This is a genomic window from Microcoleus sp. T3_D1 (genome assembly GCF_036700405.1).
Taxonomy (GTDB): Bacteria; Cyanobacteriota; Cyanobacteriia; order Cyanobacteriales; family Microcoleaceae; genus Microcoleus.
Genome location: NZ_JAUBOV010000014.1, coordinates 46,667 through 66,877, shown reverse-complemented (window position 1 = coordinate 66,877; position 20,211 = coordinate 46,667). Strand labels below are relative to the sequence as shown.

The 20,211-nt window shown below is 46.4% G+C and carries 13 protein-coding genes and 1 pseudogene; 5 read left to right on the top strand and 9 right to left on the bottom strand.

Annotation, left to right across the window (positions count from 1 at the left end; translation table 11 throughout):
* Positions 1-413: 413 nt before the first annotated feature.
* The 4 genes from acnB (at position 414) to QT992_RS09155 (ending at position 4,444) form a co-directional block, all read left to right on the top strand.
* Positions 414-3,029 (top strand): bifunctional aconitate hydratase 2/2-methylisocitrate dehydratase, encoded by a 2,616-nt coding sequence (gene acnB, locus QT992_RS09170; RefSeq protein ID WP_333319309.1) that lies wholly within the window; start codon positions 414-416, stop codon positions 3,027-3,029.
* A 70-nt stretch (positions 3,030-3,099) separates the two neighbouring features.
* Positions 3,100-3,513, top strand: coding sequence for a hypothetical protein (locus QT992_RS09165; RefSeq protein ID WP_333337374.1), 414 nt, complete (start codon positions 3,100-3,102; stop codon positions 3,511-3,513).
* A 35-nt stretch (positions 3,514-3,548) separates the two neighbouring features.
* Complete coding sequence (locus tag QT992_RS09160; RefSeq protein WP_333337372.1) at positions 3,549-3,962, top strand: nucleic acid-binding protein; 414 nt, start codon at positions 3,549-3,551, stop codon at positions 3,960-3,962.
* A 101-nt stretch (positions 3,963-4,063) separates the two neighbouring features.
* Positions 4,064-4,444: a cupin domain-containing protein gene (locus QT992_RS09155; RefSeq protein WP_445251149.1), complete on the top strand. Its 381-nt coding sequence runs from the start codon at positions 4,064-4,066 to the stop codon at positions 4,442-4,444.
* Positions 4,445-4,856: 412 nt separating this feature from the next.
* Here the strand turns inward: QT992_RS09155 and QT992_RS09150 are convergent, their stop codons facing one another.
* The 9 genes and pseudogenes from QT992_RS09150 to QT992_RS09115 form a co-directional block, all read right to left on the bottom strand.
* Positions 4,857-5,516: a pentapeptide repeat-containing protein gene (locus tag QT992_RS09150; protein ID WP_333319314.1), complete on the bottom strand. Its 660-nt coding sequence runs from the start codon at positions 5,514-5,516 to the stop codon at positions 4,857-4,859.
* 161 nt (positions 5,517-5,677) lie between these two features.
* On the bottom strand, positions 5,678-7,327 hold the full coding sequence (locus tag QT992_RS09145; protein ID WP_333337370.1) for an ABC transporter substrate-binding protein: 1,650 nt from the start codon (positions 7,325-7,327) through the stop codon (positions 5,678-5,680).
* A gap of 259 nt (positions 7,328-7,586) precedes the next feature.
* A pseudogene (locus QT992_RS09140) lies at positions 7,587-8,859 on the bottom strand (RNA-guided endonuclease InsQ/TnpB family protein).
* Positions 8,860-9,031: 172 nt separating this feature from the next.
* Entirely contained in the window at positions 9,032-13,870 is a 4,839-nt protein-coding gene (locus QT992_RS09135; RefSeq protein WP_333376876.1) for a PAS domain S-box protein, read from the bottom strand.
* A gap of 137 nt (positions 13,871-14,007) precedes the next feature.
* On the bottom strand, positions 14,008-14,103 hold the full coding sequence (locus QT992_RS33570) for a helix-turn-helix domain-containing protein (protein ID WP_445251150.1): 96 nt from the start codon (positions 14,101-14,103) through the stop codon (positions 14,008-14,010).
* Positions 14,104-14,245: 142 nt separating this feature from the next.
* Positions 14,246-15,721, bottom strand: a complete 1,476-nt coding sequence (locus QT992_RS09130; protein ID WP_333376874.1) for an adenylate/guanylate cyclase domain-containing protein — start codon at positions 15,719-15,721, stop codon at positions 14,246-14,248.
* 70 nt (positions 15,722-15,791) lie between these two features.
* Positions 15,792-16,136 (bottom strand): slr1659 superfamily regulator, encoded by a 345-nt coding sequence (locus QT992_RS09125; RefSeq protein ID WP_333376872.1) that lies wholly within the window; start codon positions 16,134-16,136, stop codon positions 15,792-15,794.
* A 45-nt stretch (positions 16,137-16,181) separates the two neighbouring features.
* Positions 16,182-16,760 (bottom strand): DUF6272 family protein, encoded by a 579-nt coding sequence (locus QT992_RS09120; RefSeq protein ID WP_333319323.1) that lies wholly within the window; start codon positions 16,758-16,760, stop codon positions 16,182-16,184.
* 77 nt (positions 16,761-16,837) lie between these two features.
* On the bottom strand, positions 16,838-18,811 hold the full coding sequence (locus QT992_RS09115; protein ID WP_333319325.1) for a SpoIIE family protein phosphatase: 1,974 nt from the start codon (positions 18,809-18,811) through the stop codon (positions 16,838-16,840).
* A 532-nt stretch (positions 18,812-19,343) separates the two neighbouring features.
* Between QT992_RS09115 and QT992_RS09110 the strand changes: the two genes are divergently transcribed.
* A complete protein-coding gene (locus tag QT992_RS09110; protein ID WP_333319327.1) occupies positions 19,344-19,928 on the top strand; it encodes a hypothetical protein in 585 nt (194 codons plus the stop codon).
* Positions 19,929-20,211: the final 283 nt, after the last annotated feature.

Genomic DNA, 20,211 nt, shown 5'->3' with positions numbered 1-20,211 from the left:
TACTGCGGACGGTTTTTAATTAGCATTCGTAGAATATAAAGTTTCAAGTCGATTCGCCAATCGAGCTACCAACGGAAAATCAAGGGTTTCAAACTACGAACTAAAAACAGTCCAGACTATTGGTAAATGACGATTTCAGATGCAGAGGAGGATCTACAGTAGCCCACAACACATTAATCTTAACCAGAACTATGCAACTCAAGGCCCCTAAACTGCTCGGCTGAAGTTTGATATGCTGCTCTCCCGTTAAAGACCACATCTGTCTTTGGTATGACAATCTACTGTTTTTAAAGTTGCGTTAAGTTTTGATGTATGGCGAGGTACTTTACCAAATGTGCAGCGGAAGCTCCTAATCTAAAAAGTAAAGTCACCTGCTTGCCAACCACCGAATACTATCCGAGGAGAGAGGAGAAATGCTTGAATCTTACCGCCGTACCGCGGCCGTTCGGGCCCATGAGGGAATTCCACCCCTGCCGCTAGACGCCCAGCAAACGTCGGAACTGTGTGAACTGCTGAAAAATCCGCCGCCAGGAGAAGAAGAAACCTTAATAGAATTATTGCGCGATCGCGTCCCCCCAGGCGTAGACAGCGCCGCCTACGTCAAAGCTGGTTTTTTAACTGGCATTGCTAAAGGCGAAATCCACAGCCCCCTAATTGCTCCCAAATGGGCAGTTTACCTGCTGGGGACAATGATGGGCGGTTACAACGTCCAATCTTTAATCGATTTGCTCAATCCTACTGCCGAAATTGCCATTCCCGCCACCGCAGCCCGGGCCTTGAGCAAAACGTTGTTAGTATTCGACGCTTTCCACGATATTCTGACTTTATCCGATACCAATCCCTACGCCAAGCAGGTAGTCGATTCTTGGGCGGATGCCGAGTGGTTCACCAGCCGCCCCCAACTGCCCGAAGCGATTACCGTTACAGTCTTCAAAGTTCCAGGAGAAACCAATACTGACGACTTGTCCCCCGCACCTCATGCTACCACGCGGCCGGACATTCCCCTACACGCTTTGGCGATGCTGGAAAGTAAGATGCCAGGAGGTTTGCAAACCATTGCAGACTTGAAGCAAAAAGGTCATCCCGTAGCCTATGTTGGTGATGTTGTCGGCACCGGTTCCTCGCGGAAATCCGCGATTAATTCCGTACTCTGGCACATTGGCAATGATATTCCGTTTGTGCCGAACAAGCGCAGTGGCGGTTATATTTTAGGAAGTGCGATCGCCCCGATATTCTTCAATACCGCTGAAGATTCCGGCGCATTGCCGATCGAATGTGATGTCTCCAAAATGGAAACAGGAATGGTAATTACCATCCATCCATACAAAGGCGAAATCACCAACGAAGCCGGAGAAATAATCTCCACATTCACCCTCAAACCAGACACAATTCTAGACGAAGTTCGCGCAGGTGGCCGAATTCCGCTATTAATTGGACGAACTTTAACCGACAAAACCCGCGCAGCTTTAGGACTAGAACCCAGCACTATTTTTACCCGCCCTACAATCCCAGTAGATACGGGCAAAGGCTTCACTTTAGCACAAAAAATGGTAGGCAAAGCTTGCGGTTTGTCCGGCGTTCGTCCCGGTACATCTTGCGAACCAGTCATGACAACAGTCGGCTCGCAAGATACCACCGGGCCGATGACTCGAGACGAATTGAAAGAACTTGCTTGTTTGGGATTTAGCGCCGATTTGGTAATTCAAAGTTTCTGCCACACCGCCGCTTATCCGAAGCCAGTTGATGTCAAAACTCACCATGAATTGCCCGATTTCATGGCAGAGCGCGCCGGCATAGCTTTGCGCCCCGGAGACGGCATTATTCACTCTTGGCTGAACCGGATGTTATTGCCGGATACAGTGGGAACTGGCGGCGATTCTCACACTCGTTTTCCTTTGGGAATTTCCTTTCCTGCTGGTTCGGGATTGGTGGCATTTGCTGCTGCCTTGGGCGTCATGCCTTTGGATATGCCGGAATCAGTTTTAGTGCGGTTTAAAGGTGAATTGCAGCCCGGAGTAACGCTGCGGGATGTTGTGAATGCAATTCCCTATGTGGCAATTCAAAAAGGTTTGCTAACCGTCGAGAAACAGAACAAGAAAAACATCTTTTCTGGGCGGATTATGGAGATTGAAGGTTTGCCCGATTTGAAGGTCGAGCAGGCTTTTGAATTGACCGATGCGACTGCAGAGCGTTCTTGCGCGGGATGCACGATTAAATTGAGCGTGGAGACTGTTTCCGAGTACATTCGTTCCAATGTCGCGCTGCTGAAAAACATGGTGGCGCGGGGCTATCAAGATGCGCGGACGATGATGCGCCGGGTGGCGAAGATGGAGGAATGGCTGGCAAATCCGGTGCTGCTGGAGGCGGATGCTGATGCGGAATACGTTGAAATCATCGAAATCGATCTGAACGAAATTAAAGAGCCAATTGTGGCTGCTCCCAATGACCCGGATAATGTTAAGTTGTTGAGTGAGGTTGCGGGCGATCGGGTTGACGAAGTATTTGTCGGTTCTTGCATGACAAATATCGGTCACTACCGCGCGACTGCGAAGGTGTTGGAAGGTGCAGGGGAAGTGAAAACTCGCCTGTGGATTTGTCCGCCAACTCGGATGGACGAACAGCAACTCAAAGAAGAAGGTTATTACAGCATTTTTGGAGCCGCTGGAGCGCGTACAGAAATGCCTGGTTGCAGTCTTTGTATGGGCAATCAAGCGCGGGTTAAAGATGCGACAACGGTGTTTTCAACTTCTACTCGCAACTTTAACAACCGCATGGGCAAAGATGCTCAAGTTTATCTCGGTTCGGCGGAATTGGCTGCCGTTTGTTCGCTGTTAGGTCGCATTCCTACAGTCCAAGAATACAACGACATTGTGTCGAAGAGAATCGATCCTTTTGCTGGTGATTTGTATCGGTATTTGAATTTCGATCAAATTGCTGGTTTTGAGGATGAAGGACGAGTAATTGCTTTGGAAGATATGCCTCGCATTGAGGATATTTTGGGGATTCCCGATGGTGTGTTGAGCAAGTAAAAAGTGGGGCGGGCAATTGCCCGCCCTTTGTTTATAATATGAGTAAATGAGAGAAAGGAAAAAAGTAATTATGTCCGAACAAGTTTTAAGCAGCGAAAGCCAAGGGACAGTAGAATTAGCGCCCGAAACTCCTACGGTGGAAGACAAAGAAAGCGATCGCCCCTTAAGCCAGCCGATCGCGGAATTTCTCCGCGTAATTCAGCAAACTCCCAGAGAATATTGGCCAAACTTACTTCAGATGATGCGCTTATTTCTGGAAACGGTGACAGTAAAGCCCGTAGGGTCCGAGCCTCCCCAGACATCTGAGAAAATAGACATTACTAAACTGTCGCTGGAGGAACGGATACAAAGAAATCAAGGTGCAATTGAATTATTGCGATCGTGGCGAGAAGAGGATGACGAACAAGAGCAAAAAGAAACTGCGGAATATCTAGAACAAGTGATAAATGAAGATCGGATGTCTAATCGACCCTTGTTTCAATGAGCAGAATAATTATTTTGGATTCTGGCCCATTAGGGATGGTAACAAACCCTCAAGCCAAACCTCCTTATTTGGAATGCCAACTTTGGCTAGACTCCTTACTACAAAATGGTGAAATGGTAATCCTGCCTGAAATTGCTGACTATGAGGTGCGGCGAGAATTGATTCGAGCCGGAAAAGAGAGAGGTATCAGAAAACTTGACGTATTCAAGAATGTCCTTACATACCGTCCTTTGACTACAGAAGTAATGCTTTTGGCGGCTCAGTTGTGGGCGCAAGCGAGAATGAGAGGAAGACCAACCGCAGAAGCTAATGCACTTGACGGGGATGTGATTTTGGCGGCTCAAGCAATATTGGAGGCAAGTGAAGGCAATGATGTGGTAATTGCTACAACAAATGTCGGGCATTTGTCGCAATTTGTTGATGCTCGCGAGTGGCGACTAATTCAGTAATCTTTAAATCGATCGCACTTACGCACTTACGCACTTACCCTATACCTGCTATACTTTGAACTACAGATATTTTTGCAGACACCGTTGGCGAGATAAACAGGATGGTGGAAACAGTGGACACAATCGAAAAAATTGACGATCGCACACAAACCCGCTACTGGGGTCAAGTTACAATCATAGACGCGGGCGATCGTTATAAGATCAATCGCATTGAAGTCAAGCCGGGGCATCACATCAGCACCCAAATGCACTATCACCGCAGCGAGCACTGGGTTGTCGTCTCCGGTACCGCTAAAGTTATCTGCGACGACAAAGAGACGATTCTCATGCAGAAACAGTCAACCTACGTTCCCATGAATACTGCTCACCGCGTAGAAAATCCAGGCGTTATTCCCCTGGTGATGATTGAAATCCAAAATGGTGAATACCTCGGCGATGATGACATTATCCGCTTCGCCCAAGATGCTCACGAGCAAGATTGATCCTAGATCCAAATATGAAGCAATCGCAGACACCGGGGAAAAGCTTCGCACACCGAACAATCACCGAAAGCAACCAGGATACAAGCCCCCGGATTCATCTCGCGCAAGTCAATGCTTCAATTCTAAAATCTAAAATCTAAAATCTAAAATCGATTGACCTACGCCGCGACAGGAAACCAGATAATATCATGTCCGCTCGATTGACCATAATATCCCGGCCGGGCGGGTTTTTGAGATTGTCAATTATTGGCAGATATTGTTAGTGAACCCGCCCCTACCTGATGAAGGGTAATCGACCGGACATGATATAAATCCTACCATTAAAACTGTAGGGGCAATTTCAGAATTGCCCCTACCTGATTATATTAACTTTGTTAAGCACCAGAATTTGATATAGCAATTGGCGATCGTCCTACGGCAAAGAAGCGTTTTTCAAATCTACATTTGCCATATTGGCATTCTTTAAATTAGCACCTGTCAAGTCCGAACCGTTCAAATTTGCACCGTTCAAATTTGCATTGGTCAAATTTGCATCCCGCAAGTTGACTCCCTGTACGTCTATTCCCGACAAACTGCCACCTCTGAGGCTGACATTAGATAAATTCGCTAAAGACTGGCGAGCATTTCTCAGGTTTGCACCCGCCAAATTGGCGCTTTCTAAATTAGCGCCGATTAAATTAGCGCTGGTGAGGTTAGTATTTTTCAAACTCGCAATCACTAAACCCGCCAAACTCAGATTAGCGCGGCTCAAATCAGCACCCTCCAAATTAGCCCCGTGCATTTTAGCCGCAATTAAACTCGCACCTTGCAATTTAGCTTGTTTCAGATTTGCTTCATTCAGTTTGGCTTCGTTCAAATTTGCACCGTTCAAATTTGCACCGCTGAGATTCGCACCGCTCAAATCTGCGCCCGTCAAATCAATACCAGCCAGCTCCGCTCCTGTCAAGTCACATTGGGTACATTTTTTAGTTTCTAATAATTGTTTGACGTGTGATACGTTTTCTGCCTTTACTCCCGAGGCAAAACCGATCGCAATCAGCAGCCCTGTTGTTGTTAAAATTCCAAGTTTCATATACCCACCCTCAGCAATATCTCTCTCTTAATAATATCCCACATTATTAAAGAGGGTAGGGTGATCAGTCTCTTTGATAAACTGTGACAATCATCACCCTGTTGTGCACAACATATGCAATAATTATTGACGTTTCAACTCCCCCAAATTATTGTAACGAATTATTGCTTTTTCAGGAACCAAAAAGGAAAAGATTGCGTCGGTTCGAGACGGACGCCGGTAATGCTGTTCTGAGCAAACGTATAGTCCTTATCCTGCCAAAGAGGGATGAAAGGTACATCTTTACCCAGTATGTCTTGAATTTCGGCAAATATGGCTTTGCGGGTTTGAGGGTTTGTTTCTTTGCGCTGCTTGTCGATCAGTTGATTTACCCGATCGCTATAATAAAACGAACCCTGACTTTGACTTGCACCCTTGGAGCAGCCCCCAGCCTCCGAACCTGTGGCACAATCTAAAAACGGCTGAATGTAATTGTCAGCGTCAAAAAAGTCGGCAGACCAATCCACTAAAACCGCTGGATAAATGCCCTTCTCTATGTTTTGAAACAAAGTCGGAGATTCAACACTGTTAATTTCTACCTGCATTATCCCGTCCATTTTGAGTTTAGTTTGCGCCTCGATCGTACTCGCGACTAAAGCTCTTTTTCTTGAAGCCGAAGCATGCCAAATTTGCAGAACAAAAGGATTTGTGGCCGAGTATCCCGCTTTCGTTAAAAGTTCCTTGGCTTTGGCCGTGTTGGCGTCGCCGTACAGTTCTTTGAAAACCGGTTTTTGAACGTCCAAGGTTGTGGGAATCAGACTGTAAAGCGGTTGTGCTTGTCCCAGCAGTACGCGCTCGTTAATCAGCGGGCGATCCATCACTGCTGCGATCGCTTGTCTCACTTCTAACTTATCCAGCGGTTTAGACTGCATATTCAGCGTCATGTAATTAACCGTACTGCTTTCCCCCGCAATTTCCTGCCATTTCCCTTTTTTTGCTCCCTCATCCAAGCTGCGAACTTGGTCTGCATCCAGAGACAAATAAGCCACATCAACAGCACCAGTCTGAAAAGTATTGAACAAATTTGACGAACTAGAAAGCAGCAAAATGTCAATTCCTTGATTAACCGGCTTTTCCCCCCAATACTTGTCAAACACGTCAAACTTGAGAGAATCGCTGCCGTACTTCGCCAACTTGTAACGTCCAGTTCCCACAAAGGTATCGGGTTTAAATTTACCCGCCCCAATCTCGTAAGCTTTCGGAGAAACTGCACACATACCCGAAAATGTCAACAGGGAAGGAAAAGCAGCAAAAGGCTTTTTGAGTTGAAAAGTTAATTCGTATTCACCCGTCGCTTTCACGGATTCTACTGCATCGCTCAACAACAAAGCCGGACTGCCGCCATTTTGGATAAACCGTTGCAAGGAAAATTCCATTGCGGCGGCGTTAAACGGTGTGTCGTCGTGAAAAATAACGCCTTGACGCAAGGGGATTGTATATGTCAATCCGTCTTGGCTAACTTTTGGCATCGCTGTCGCTAAGTGGGGGATTAACTTTGTAGTTCCCGACTCGTAGGCGTAGAGAGTGTCGCCCAAATTGCGTAGCAATTGTCCAGATAAGGTTTCGTAACCGTCCGCAGGGTCGATCGTCCGCAATTTCAAGGTTGTGCCAATAGTAACGCGGTTATTAGCATTTTCGCCGCTCGCAGTGACCGATGGACGTGTTCTTTGTCCGCAACTTGCAGTTAACAAGCAGCACAGAAAGAAGAGAGCTATCGCTTTAATCACTGAAGGTTTTATATGTATTCTAGGCTGCTGCTTGTTGATTCCCATCGTCTTTTTTTGACACTCCAAATTACTGATTATATTATCAGGACTTACGCACTGTTAGACTAGAAACCGGATTTATTGGTAGATTCTCCTGTAATATCACGTCCGAGCGATTGACCATAATATCCCGGCCGGGCGGGTTTTTGAGATTGTCAATTATTCGCAGATATTGTTGTTGAACCCGCCCCTACCTCATTTCGGGCGAAGCGAAGCGGAGGGAATCGACCGGACAGAAGATAATAGCTAGTAAAAGTATAGTCATTTATGACATGACATGGGAGGCATTAAGTCCCTCCCCTTTCACTTTTACTTTGAGCGGATTGACCCGCCTCGGCTGAACTACGCAGCTCCCTATCAAGAAAGCTAAACGCATTTGGGATTGCTTTTCTGAGGATATTGTAAGACCCGTTGACATCGGAATTAATTAATTGACCGACCGATGTCTTGTACAAACCTCTCTTAATTCGCTTGCCGCTAAATGCGACACCATCAGCGCCAGTATGCCCGTACACCGGAATCGGGTCTAAATTCAGGAAGCTCGACTTCGAGGTATAAGATTCCTCTTCCTGTAGCACCTTAATCCCAACCAGTCGAGCTTTGTATTCCAACATCTCAATTAATCGAGCATGAGGAATACTGACGAAGTTTTGGTTGGTTTGCTTTCCTAAACCAATCTCGGTTTTCCATTGTGCATTCTTGCCAATTACTAGCGTCCCAATTTGTTTGGCGACCAAGATACCGATTATTAGCCGACTGGCGTGATGCAAGTAATTATCGACTTTTTGGTTGCGACAGCGAGTTAAGCGCTGAATGCGGGGCGAACTCTTGCGACTTCCTTTTAACTGAGATTGTAAGTGTGAAGAGCGTTTGTTGTAGAACTGGTTAATCGATTTTAATGGTCGCCCGTTAATCAACAGAGGGATGAAACCTGGCTGATTTGAAGTTAACGCCACTAAATTATTCAGTCCTAAATCAATACTAGCTGCCCAAATATCGTTACTGACGGTGGACTCCGGCTCATTATAAATCACCTCAATCACATACGAATCACATTTGGGAATCAGCCTAACTTGGCAAATTTGAGCGGGATTTACTTTGGTCTTTATCAAGATTTCCGTACCCGAAAGCTTGATAATTCCTTTCTTCAATTGCTTGCTGCTAATCGCCTGAATCGTATATATAAGAATATTACGACCCTTGGCTTTATCTTTATATTTCGGTAGCTTCGGACGACCCGTGAATTTAGAAGAATCAATTTTGTAAGCTTTGACTGCTTCAAAAAAGGATTTCCAATTCTTGTCCAATATCATCAAAATTTGTTGACTAACCTTGGCGGGCAAAGCCTTGTATGCTTGATGAGATTTCATCAAACGGTTCATCTCGTTGTAGTTGATGTAACCCCATCCATAAGTAAAACTTTGACGAATGACGTAGTTGGCCGCATTGTAAAGATTCTTGGATTTAAAGGCTAATTCATCAATTTGGGCAAAACGGTGTTCCGTAGATTTAATGATGTGCCTCTCTGTTAGCTGCATTTGGATTTTCCATTCTTAACGATCGCAACATTCTTGATTTCTCTGACTAGATGATACTACTATTGTCTATTAATGCTTAAAAGTTTAATGAAGTTTTACAATACAAATATCGCTCCCTAACCACAGCAACTTAAAAGCTTGGTGATGTTCGATCGGTTTGAACTCCTTCTGATCAATTTTTAGAGCTTGCTGGCTCATGAGTGTTCTTGCTAAGAAGTGCGACGATCGTCTTAATTAATTTATCCGGTTCGATCGGCTTTGCCAGATGGCGGTGAAATCCAGCTTGCAAAGCTTGCTGTTGATTAACCTCGCCCGCATAGGCAGTCAGGGCGATCGCGGGAATCAGCCCTCCCCGTTCTGGCGGCAGAGCTCGCACTTGCCGCAACAGCATATAGCCATCCATCCCCGGCATTCCAATGTCGCTCACCAGGACATCTGGCTGGAAATTAGTCAACGCCGTGAGGGCTTCTTGAGGGACAGCAACAGTCAGTACCTCTGCACCTGCATCTTCTAGCAGAAAGGAAATCAACTCTCGCATATCCGGCTCATCATCTACCACAAGTATCCGCATCCCGGATAACGGTTCCTCCGCAGTCGATCGTTCCGAAAGTCTTGCCAGAGAGTTTTCTTGTATTACCTTCGGTGACAGGGGCAGTCTTACAGTAAAGGTAGCTCCTAACCCTTCACCCTGGCTCTGGGCCCCAACGGTGCCGCCGTGCAGTTCCACTAGATGCCGCACGATCGCCAGCCCCAATCCCAAGCCACCAAACTTGCGGGTTGTAGCGCCATCTTTTTGGCGGAAGTAGTCAAACACGTAGGGTAAAAACTCCGGTGCGATGCCAATCCCTGTATCCGCCACCGTAATTTGAGCCTGATTGCCAACACGAGTCAAATTCACCTCAACGCGCCCCCCGGCTGAAGTAAATTTGACCGCATTGGAAACAAGATTCCAGACAATCTGCTGCAAACGGCCCGAATCCCCCAAAATTTGTCCGATCTGAGGATCTAACACAGTCCGAATATCAATGGATTTGGCAACAGCAGCCAAATTGACAGTTTCGATCGCCGATTCCACAGTTAAAGCTAAATCGACTGGACGAATATTAAGACTAAGCTTGCCTTGGAGAATTTTCGAGACATCAAGCAAATCTTCAATCAATTCAGTTTGCAGCTTGGCATTGCGTTCGATCGTCGCTAACGCCTGTGCAGTTTTGGCCGCATCCAGCTTGCCAGTTTGCAGCAGCTTTGTCCACCCCAGGATCGGATTGAGGGGCGATCGCAACTCATGGGATAGTACCGCTAAAAACTCATCCTTGATCCGATTTGCCTGTCTTAGCTGTTCCGCTTGCTGCTGCAGTGAATCGTTCAGGTTTGCCCGTTCCAGAGCGATCGCGATCTGGTCACAGATAGAGCCCAGCAGCTCGATTTCAGCAGGCGTGAAGTGCGTCCGAGTCAGACTGGCAAAGGAGAGCGTTCCTAATAACTGCCCTTGAGCGATTAACGGTTGACCCACGTAAGCCGTGATGCCCAGTTCAGAGACGGCTTTACCATTCGGATGAGTGGAAAGTTCGGCTTGATTCAAGACAAGTTGCTGCTGCGTTTGGGCAACCAGTCCACAGAGATATTCCCCTAAATCGATCCATGCGATCGCCTGCGCCCTTTCTTCAGAGATGCCATCATAGTTTCTCAAATGCAGCATCCGGCGGTTGTCTTTTTCTTCCACCATGAAGTTGTAGTAAGAGTGCAGATCCAGTTGCAATGCAAGTTTGCGGAATAGCGTGTGCATCAAAGCCAGAGGCTGTTCTGTCTGCATCAGATCGCGGGTAGTTTCATACAGCAATTGCAGTCGCTCACTTGCTTGCCGTTGTGGGGTCTTGTCCTGCATGATTTTGACAAATCCCTGCGGACAATCCGCTTCATTAAGCAGGGGCATCATCAATCCACTGGCCCAAAAGCGATTCCCATCTTTGCGGACGTGCCAGCGTTCGTCTTCGGCCCGTCCTTGCAGTAGAGCCGTTTGCCTCTGGTACTCGGCTTGTCCTTGTTCGTTATCTTCGGGTGTGAAGATCATCCGACTCGAGCAACCAATTGCTTCTGTCTCGGTATAGCCCAACAACCTTTCTGCCCCGGAGTTCCAACTGGCAATGATGCCGTTAAGGTCGAGGGTGAAGATGGCATAATCTTTGGCGCTTTCAATGATCAGACGCAGGCGGGATTCACTCTCGCGCAGGGCTTCCTCAGCTTGTTTGTGGTCTTCAATATCCACACAGGAGCCGATGTAGCCCAAGAACTCGCCGTCCAATCCGTAGCGAGGAACAGCTTCATCCATAATCCAACGGTATATGCCATCACAGCGTTTCAAGCGATAGTCCATCTTGAACGGTTGACGGGCATCAAAGGCAGTCACATAGGTGTCTAAACAGCGCTCGAAGTCGTCGGGGTGGACTCCTTCTGTCCAACCATTGCCCCTTTCTTGGTCGATCGTCCGTCCCGTAAAGTTTAGCCACGGGAGGTTGAAGTAATAACAGAGTTTATCGGTGCGGGCCATCCAAATCAGTACAGGGGCGGCATCTGCCATCACCCGGAACCGTGCCTCACTCTCCCGTAGTGTGGCTTCGGCTTGTTTGCCATCAGTGATATCGTTGACCAGTGCTACAAACCCTTCAACTTTTCCCTGGCTATTGAAGCGGGGAACATAGGTCGCATTGATATAACGGGTTCGACCATCTTTGTAGGAAATTTGGCTTTCAAAGGTCACTTCCTCTCCTGCCAAGACTTGCTCAACATAAGGAAGAATCCCTTCATACCCCGTTTCGCCTAAAACCTCTTGAAGGTGCTTGCCGTAGATTTCTTTTGCCTCAGATCCAAACCATTCTTCATATGCTCGATTGTGGAAGCGGTAGCGTTGGTCTGAGTCTACAAAGCAAATCAAGGCAGGCACGGCATTGGTGACTAAACGAAGTTCTGCTTCTCGTTGTTGCAATACCTCCTCGGCCTGTTTTCGATCGGTGACATTTCGGAAATAAATCGTAATCCCGTTCGCGGCAGGGTAGGTGCGAACGTCATACCAACGATCGTGCTCGGGATAAAACGCCGTGACTGACAAAGCCACGCGCTCGTTTGCCACGCGACGATAAACCCGCTCAAACTCGGTGTCATTGAGTCCGGGGAATTCTTCCCACAAATTCTTCCCAATCAGCTCGCCTGCAGTGCGGTCTAGCAGAATTTCCGCTGACCGATTCACGTAAGTGAAACGCCAATTCTCATCAAGGGAAAAGAATCCATCATCAATGCTCTCCAGAATGTTCCGACTCAGCTCTTCGCTTTGACGCAACGCTTCTTCGGTTTGTTTACGATCGCTGATGTCGATTAATACGCCGCGCGTCGAAATTATGATGCCATCAGCGTTATAGGCGGAATCGCCCTTTGCCAAAATCCAACGAACGGTGCCATCTGCCCAAAGCGTCCGATACTCTATTTCAGTATGCGGTTGATTCGCTTTTAGCTCTGTGAGCGCGCTGTGAACGAACTGGCGATCGTCGTGATGCACGGCTGCTAAAAACACCTTCATGGACATTGCCTGATCCACGGGTAAACCAAACATCCCTTTGGCTATGTCCGTCAAACTCACCGTGTCAGTTTCCATATCCCAATACCACAAACCCAAATTGCCGCCTTCGGAAGCCAGTCGGAGCTGTTCTTCGCTCTCGCGCAATGCCTGGAACGATCGATCGCGCTCTAAGGCGATGCTGGCAACTTGGGTGCCGAACTCCGCGAGTTTATTTTCCCAATCAGTCGGCATCCGCGCCTCGCTAAAGCACAGCATCAGCGACCCCAGAGATAGATTGTCGTGTCTGAAGAGGGGCTGAGAATGACACGCTAGAATGCCATGAGCCACGCATAAATTTCGCCATTCTTGCGACCAGCGATCGTCGTTGGCAATGTCGGCGCAGGTCACGGGCTGACCGCTATACACCGCTTCGCCGCAGGTTCCAATGCACAAATCGTTAATCGGAGCATCTTGGAGTCCTTCACCAAAAGACGCTGGAAAGTCTGGAGTAATTGATCTCTTAAACGTCAGCCGCTGAGCATCCGCTAGCAGGAAGCAGGCGCGGGTACCCGGATTCAGCCTGGATACTGAGTCACACACGGCTGCCAGACAGTCGTCTAGTGGCTGTCCGGATGCGATCGACTCCAGCAGTCGTTTCTGCTCGATTAGGATGAGTTCGGCCTGTTTGCGATCGGTAATGTCGGCAAGCAAAACGGTCAGTCCACTGGGCGAAGGGTAAATTCGATGGTCGTGCCAACCGTTCCAAGGTGAGTAGAGATAATCAAACTGGAGCGGCGTTTGTTCCCCCATTGCCCGATGAAATTGCACGTAAGCATCGGTGTCAACGGCAGCCGGAAATAGCTCCCAAACGTTCTGACCCAGAATCGCTGACCGCGGCATTCCAACCATTTCACAGTAGCGATCGTTGGCATAGGTGTAGCGCCAATCGCGATCGAGGATGTAAAACCCATCGTTGATGCTAGAAAGTACCGTTTCTAGCTGTTCTTTTGCCTCCGTCGCCGCAGTTTGTGCGACTTCGCCCCGAACCTGGGCTTTTTGTTCTAGCGACCTTGACTCCTGTAAAGTTTGCAAGGCTGCTTTCGCATTTTTTATAGCAGTGCGCCACGAGAGATTGAGTGCAGCGATGAATCCTGCGGCGATCGAGAACATACCCAGCCGAACAATTGTCTCTACATTAGCGATTTTTAAGGAATAGAACGGCTCAATAAAAAAATAGTTGATTGCCAGCGTGGATAAAATTGTTGCCAGAAACCCAGCCCCGAAACTGCCATACCAGGCACTCACCATCACGGCGATGAAAAACAGGGGCGTCGTGGTTGGGTAGAGCCACGGTAAAAGCGATCGGGTTAGCGCCAGTGCCACAGCCACGGAGAGGATCGCCACACCATAGGGAAGTAGTCGAATATCTCTGAAAATGCTGTTGATTCCCTCTAAACTCACCGTTTGTACTCCTTATCCGAAAAATATCTTGCTCGCTGTGCCTTACAGCAGTCGCCAAGCGTTGCATCTGGCGAATTACCTAACTCATCCAGCAATATCTAAATTTGCTTGAGTGCCAAGCCAGAAGGCGTAGCCTGTCAATTTTCCCAACGATTAATCGTGGGAAAGGTCATCCCTAATTTATCCGCCAACTTTTTCTGATACAGCTTCAGCGCTTGCCGCTGTTCTCGCACCCAATTACCGATCGCTGGTTTTTGAGCCCTAAGCCGTTCTATTTTGAGAAGCCTCAGAAGTAACAGGTATAAAGCTGTTTATATTTTACAGCTTTTACAGATTCCAGAGGTCAATCTTAAATCTAAAATAGACTAAGTTGCTTTAAATTCCTTTAAGGAGCGATCGCCAATCCCGACAGCGTTTCAGGTAAATGCGAGCTACCTGATCGCTCGGATTTGTTCGCAAACACTCTTCAAATAATTTTCCCGCTTCTCGGAATTCCTTGCGATCGCACAGTAACATAGCTTCATTATATACAGGCAAATTTGCTAGCTTTGCCGACATAATTTCCGGCATATCTGCATCAAATACTTCATAGACTACGACATATTGAGATTTTCCTTTAACCTGTACTTTATCCACAATCCTAATAGCATAATCCTTCGGATTTCGCAACCGTTCTAAAGTCTGCTGAGAAATTAACAGAGGTACGCCGTAATCTTTGGTCAATCCTTCAATGCGAGATGCTAAATTAACAGCATCGCTAATCACAGTGCTGTCCATGCGGCTTTTCCCCCCGACTGTCCCCAGCATCAAAGAACCGGAATTGATGCCAATGCCAATTCGGATCGGGACGTAGCCGACCTCTAGACGGTATTCGTTGTAATTTTTGAGGGTATTTAGCATTGCAATACCCGCTTTCACTGCATCATCTGCAAAGTCACTAAACAAAGCCATAATTGCATCGCCGATGTATTTGTCAATAAACCCGTTATTCCTAGTAATTGCCGGCTCCATCCGCGAAAGGTAAGCATTGATAAATTTAAAATTTTCTTGGGGAGTCATAGTTTCGGAAAGCGTCGTGAAGTCGCGAATATCAGAAAACAGCACGGACATTTCCTGCTGCACTTGGTCGCCTAAATGGACATCTATAATACTTTCATATCCCAACAAATTTAGAAATTGGTGAGGCACAAATCTACCGTAGGCATCAGTTAAGTCTGATTCGGCATCCAGGGATTTTTCTAAATTTTTGTTGAGGTCAAATAGTTTCTTAATAAATAACTGGCGATCGGCTTCAGCTTCTTTGCGTTCCGTGACATCTTGAAAAACTGCGATCGCAAAAGCAACTTTGCCACCCTCGTCAAAAATTGGCCTTCCCCAAATTTCTAGGGGAACTTTCTTGTCGGTTCGATGAATTTCCAGATCGTCAGCAGTCGCGTTTTCGCCCCTCAAAGCTCGGACGATGGGCAAATTCTCGAAAGGGTAAATAGTCTCAGTTCCCGCCATATAAATTTGATAACTTTCTGACAAATCCTCAACAGAATTTAAGGGCAAAACTCCTTGACCGAGTAACTGGTGTCCGGCGTGATTTACGTAGTAAGGTTTGCCTTGAGAATCGAGCACTACCACGCCTACCGGAATCGCTTCTAGAAATTGAGCCAGCTTGATTTCGCCTTCGCGCACCGCCTCGAATGCGCGAGATCGCAACTCAGTTTCAACCGTATCGGAATGTTCAGCAGTAGTTTCCAGCAAGATTTCCAGATCGGCTTTTTCCTCCTTCAAGTCTTCCACTTGCTGGCGCAATTTTTCTATCTCTAAAAGTAGCTGTTCTCTAGATGGTTGTTCTTCCAGCATAACTCTAGAATTTGCGCCTCGACTAACAAAAAATTGCTCAATAGCTCGCACCCAAAAAGTAAGCGTGTTTCTATAGAAATTCCAACTCTAAACCAGGCATCAGGCGCTGGAAATTCCTCAAAGATTTACCTTGCCAAGCTATGCTTTGAGAGCCCTGCACCGCCATTTGCACCCTGGCTGTTTTGCGGATCTCGATAATAAACTTCGATAGCATATTGATGCCAGAACTGTTCAAAAATTCTAACTGCTGCAAATTGAGGGTAATTTTCGTCGGTTCCAAGTCGGCAACCTTGGTCAGCAACTGCGCTATCGGCGCGTACTCAGTAGGCCCGCTCAGCCTTAGAGATCCAATCAAACTCACGGTTGCCGTTGCTGGATCGTAACATATCTGGTAATCTTCTGTATTAATTTCCATAGCCACAAAAAAAAGTCCCTTAATATTATCGATCGCTAGCGTTGCTTATACTGTTAATTGCACCATCGTTGTCACCGCAATTACTTCCGGGTCTTGGTGCACGGTCTGGAATTTCCAGCCAAGTTTGGCGGTATAATCGGTGAGCATGGTCAACAAACCCAATCCAGAATTGGTACAGTTGTCGTCAGCAGCATTTTTTTCCAACCGCTGAATGTAAAGTTCGCTTGGCTCCGAGGCCAGCAACTCCTGAATATAAGCCTGAAACTTGTCCACAGCTTGCGGAGAGATGCTGTTAGCAACTGAGACAATCACTCCGTCGCTCTCTAATTGCACTTTAATATCGATCGGGTACTCTGAGGTTTCATCATTAAACTTCATGGCATTTTCCAATAACTCGTTGGCAATGTAGCTAACAGCGCTTTTTATTTCAGCTTGTCTTTCAATTGTCGAGGGTTCATCTTGGTTGCCCGGAAAAAAAGTCGTCAGGTAGTCAGCCAGAAAATCCGCCGACAAACCGTTGTTCCGCCACCGCTGCTTGAGAGGGACCGAACTCGGAGAAAATCCAATTATTAAGTATTCTTGGCTACCTGCCTGCTCAATAAAATCGCCTAAAATCTGAATCATACCGATGTGAGAGCTAAAGTTTGAGATGAGGGGCATCACTGAATATATTTTAAACTTTAGAAGGGATATCCAAGTAGTTATTTTTGTTTGAGTACCAACAATGTGATGTCATCAAAAACTTTTTGTTCGCCGATGTGCGATCGCACGTCCTTAATTACAGCGTGCCTGATTTCGGCCGCCGAACGCTGCCAATTAATCTCTATTACCTCAATTAACCTATCTAAACCATAAAGCACTTTATCCATATTTTTAGCTTCCGTAATCCCGTCAGTGTACAGCACAACCACATCTCCTGAACGCAAATGCACAATTTTCTCAGCAACAAATTCAGCAATATCTACATCCAGCCCGATCGGGAAACCCAAATCGATCGTATCAAACCGCTCGACAGAACCGTTACACCGCACAACAATCATTTCTTCGTGCTGGCCGCTCAGCTTCAGCATCCCCTCCTCATAGTCTAGCAAAGCAAGGCTGGCGTTTTTATCGCATTTCATCCGCTGCACGTTATCGTAAATTACACTGTTAATAGCACTTAAAAATCTTACTGGATCTGGTTCATTGTAGGCGAGCAAGGTTCGCACTGCCGTTTGAACCATAATCATTAAAACGCCGCTCTCCAATCCGTGTCCCGTCACATCCCCAATGCCGATTTTTACTCTACCTTGGTGCTGGAGTACGTCGTAATAGTCGCCGCCTACTTCCTCAGCAGCCTCCATAAATCCCGCAATATCTAAGCCGATAACTTCGTTGAGCTCTCGGTCTTTCGGCAGCAGCATCTGCTGAATCTTGCGAGTAACGTCTAGTTCGGCGCTCATTCGCATATTTTCAGCTTTTAGGCGATCGTTGAGAACAGTAATTTTGTGATTTGCACCAACTAAGGCATCGGCAATCTTGTTAAACGCACCCACAACTTGCCCGAGTTCATCTCTGTTATCCAAAATAATTTTGTGATCGAGATTGCCGCTTGCCATCTTTTTTGCAGCTTCGTCAAGGACAAATACCGTTTGCATAACGCTTCTGTAAAAACTTACAAATAAATAAATAACTAGGGCTAAGGTTATTAACACAACCAGAGAAATTATGCGTTTCTTGGCAACAAAACTATCAATACGTTTTTGCAGCAGAAAGTCTAATTCATTGATAGTTGCGTCCCACAGTTCAAAACTCGAATTCAGAGAGCGATCGCTGCCATCGAGATAGGCATAATATTCCACTAAGGCTGTGGGATAAATCAGTTTATCTATTTGCACAGTTAGTTGCTCTACTACGGAGTTGAATTGGGTCACATTCTCGCTTAATTTCTGTCGCAGATTACCGTGAGGATTATTGCTATATCCTACCTCCATATTGATTGCTACATCCTGATTAAGTTCTCTCAACTTGCCTGCCCAAGTAATCAGTTTCGCTCTTTCTTTAGGTGTGGCATGGGAACGCAAGCTGTTTTTTTGAGAAATAAGCCTAATCTCTGACAAGATTTTTTGCATCTCTGGAAGCTTCAGTAAGGTAGCATCCATCAAATAATAGGTATCTAGATCGGGGTCTAAAATTAGATTAGAAGTATCGCCGACGCGAGCGCTCAGTCTATTAATGTCGGCAGCTAAACGTTGATATACCAAATCGCAAGTTTCTACATTCCACTGGCTGCGGCGAAGTTTCAAGTTTTGCCAATCTTGATAAAGATTATTAAATTTTTCACTGGATATTAATATGTTTCCAAGCTGGCTATCTGTATTAGCCAGGGATTGAAAGTTCGCATCCATCTTAGCTTCTAAATCGGCTCTCGTATCGGGCAGGCTTAAATTTGTATTTAAAGGCTGATAATTTAAGAGTTGAAGTTTAGGTATGTATTCCCTCAACTGGCGCAGTGGGCGCAGGTATTGATTACCGTAGATTTCTTTTTGGGCAAAATCAACCCGGCTGTTAATTTCGGAAATCAGCAGGTGCATGACCAAGGTTAACGGTATTGCAAATAGAAAACCGATTAAGATAAATTTTTGAGGATAGCTCAGCCGATTCATTAAATGGATTCCCAGAGATTTTGTGTTCATAATCTATAGATTTCAACAATATTCTACTAAAAAAGTAGCGATCGCTACTAAAGTAGTTTCGGGGACGATCGCTCTAGAAAACCACAAGGCTAATATAATTAATCAGCGATAGCTGATTTAATTTCTAATGCGTTTTCCTCCTGTTGCAACCAATTTTGAGGCATCCCTGTGAGATCCTTGGCTCAGCTCGCTTCCCCCAGTCTAAAACACGTTTAGCAGTTTTGGGACGCAGAATAGTAATTTGTACTGAGATTCGGGGGCAAGATGAGAGGCTTTTAAGAATATTTACTTAAGCATAAATTTTTCTTAATACCCGGAGACAAAAAGTAAAAATTAAGTAATAACTGGGTAGTGCAAGTTTCCTGAAACACAACTGCAGGCAGCGAGTAGGAAATACTTGCGCCGCACGCACCAGCAGTCAAGTCGGTTCTGCACAAAGGAACCAATAGCACCAGCAATAGTGTCTAAGTAAGTATCTGCAGTTGAGTGTTCAGGAGCGATCGCGCATTGTGTAAAGTGAGGCAGAGGGCGTATGATGAAAAGAATCTCCACAAATAAATTTCAAAAAAATAAAAACCGAGACCAAAAGCAGCCCAATCCTGTAATCTTGGCTTTGGTGCTGACAGGAATTCTGGTATGGGAAATGTATCCGGCGCTAAGACACACCGCTGCGGCTAACGCGGGCGCTCTCAAAGATTCCCTTGCCCAGTTGGAAAGCCAACCGCCGCAAACCGCGCAGCAATTTTCCTCAGCAGCGGTGCCCCAAAAAATCAGCTATTCGGTATTGGCACTAAATACTCTCATTTCCGAACCGGGAAATTTGGCGGAGACGACTCCCCCAAATCCCCCGAACAAATTGCCCGCAACCGTAGCAGCAGCAGTTCGCCGAGAGTTGTCGGACTCCACTGGCATTGCTGCTGACAAGTTGAAAGTAACGGAATCAAGCGGACAAAGTTGGCCGAATACTTGTTTAGGACTCTCGAAAGCGGATGAAATTTGCGGTCAAATGATTGTCGAAGGTTGGCGGGTTGTGGTTTCTGATGGTAGGCAAACTTGGGTTTACCGCACTAATGCTAGGGGAAATATCTTGCGTTTGGAAAAAAAGTTAGCTAGGTAAATGTACCCTGTGAAATGAAATATATGTTTCCTTTTGGAACAGGCAAGATGCCTGTTCCACAAAGAGTGAGTTTTTTTGTAGGTGGGGATCACAAACAGGCAAGATGCCTGTTCCACAAAGAGTGAATTTTCTTGTGGGAGGTTTCTTGTGGGCTTCTGGGCACAGGCAAGATGCCTGTTCCACAAAGAGTGAGTTTTTTTGTGGGTGGTTTCTTGTGGGCTTCTGGGCACAGGCAAGATGCCTGTTCCACAAAGAGTGAGTTTTTTTGTGGGTGGTTTCTTGT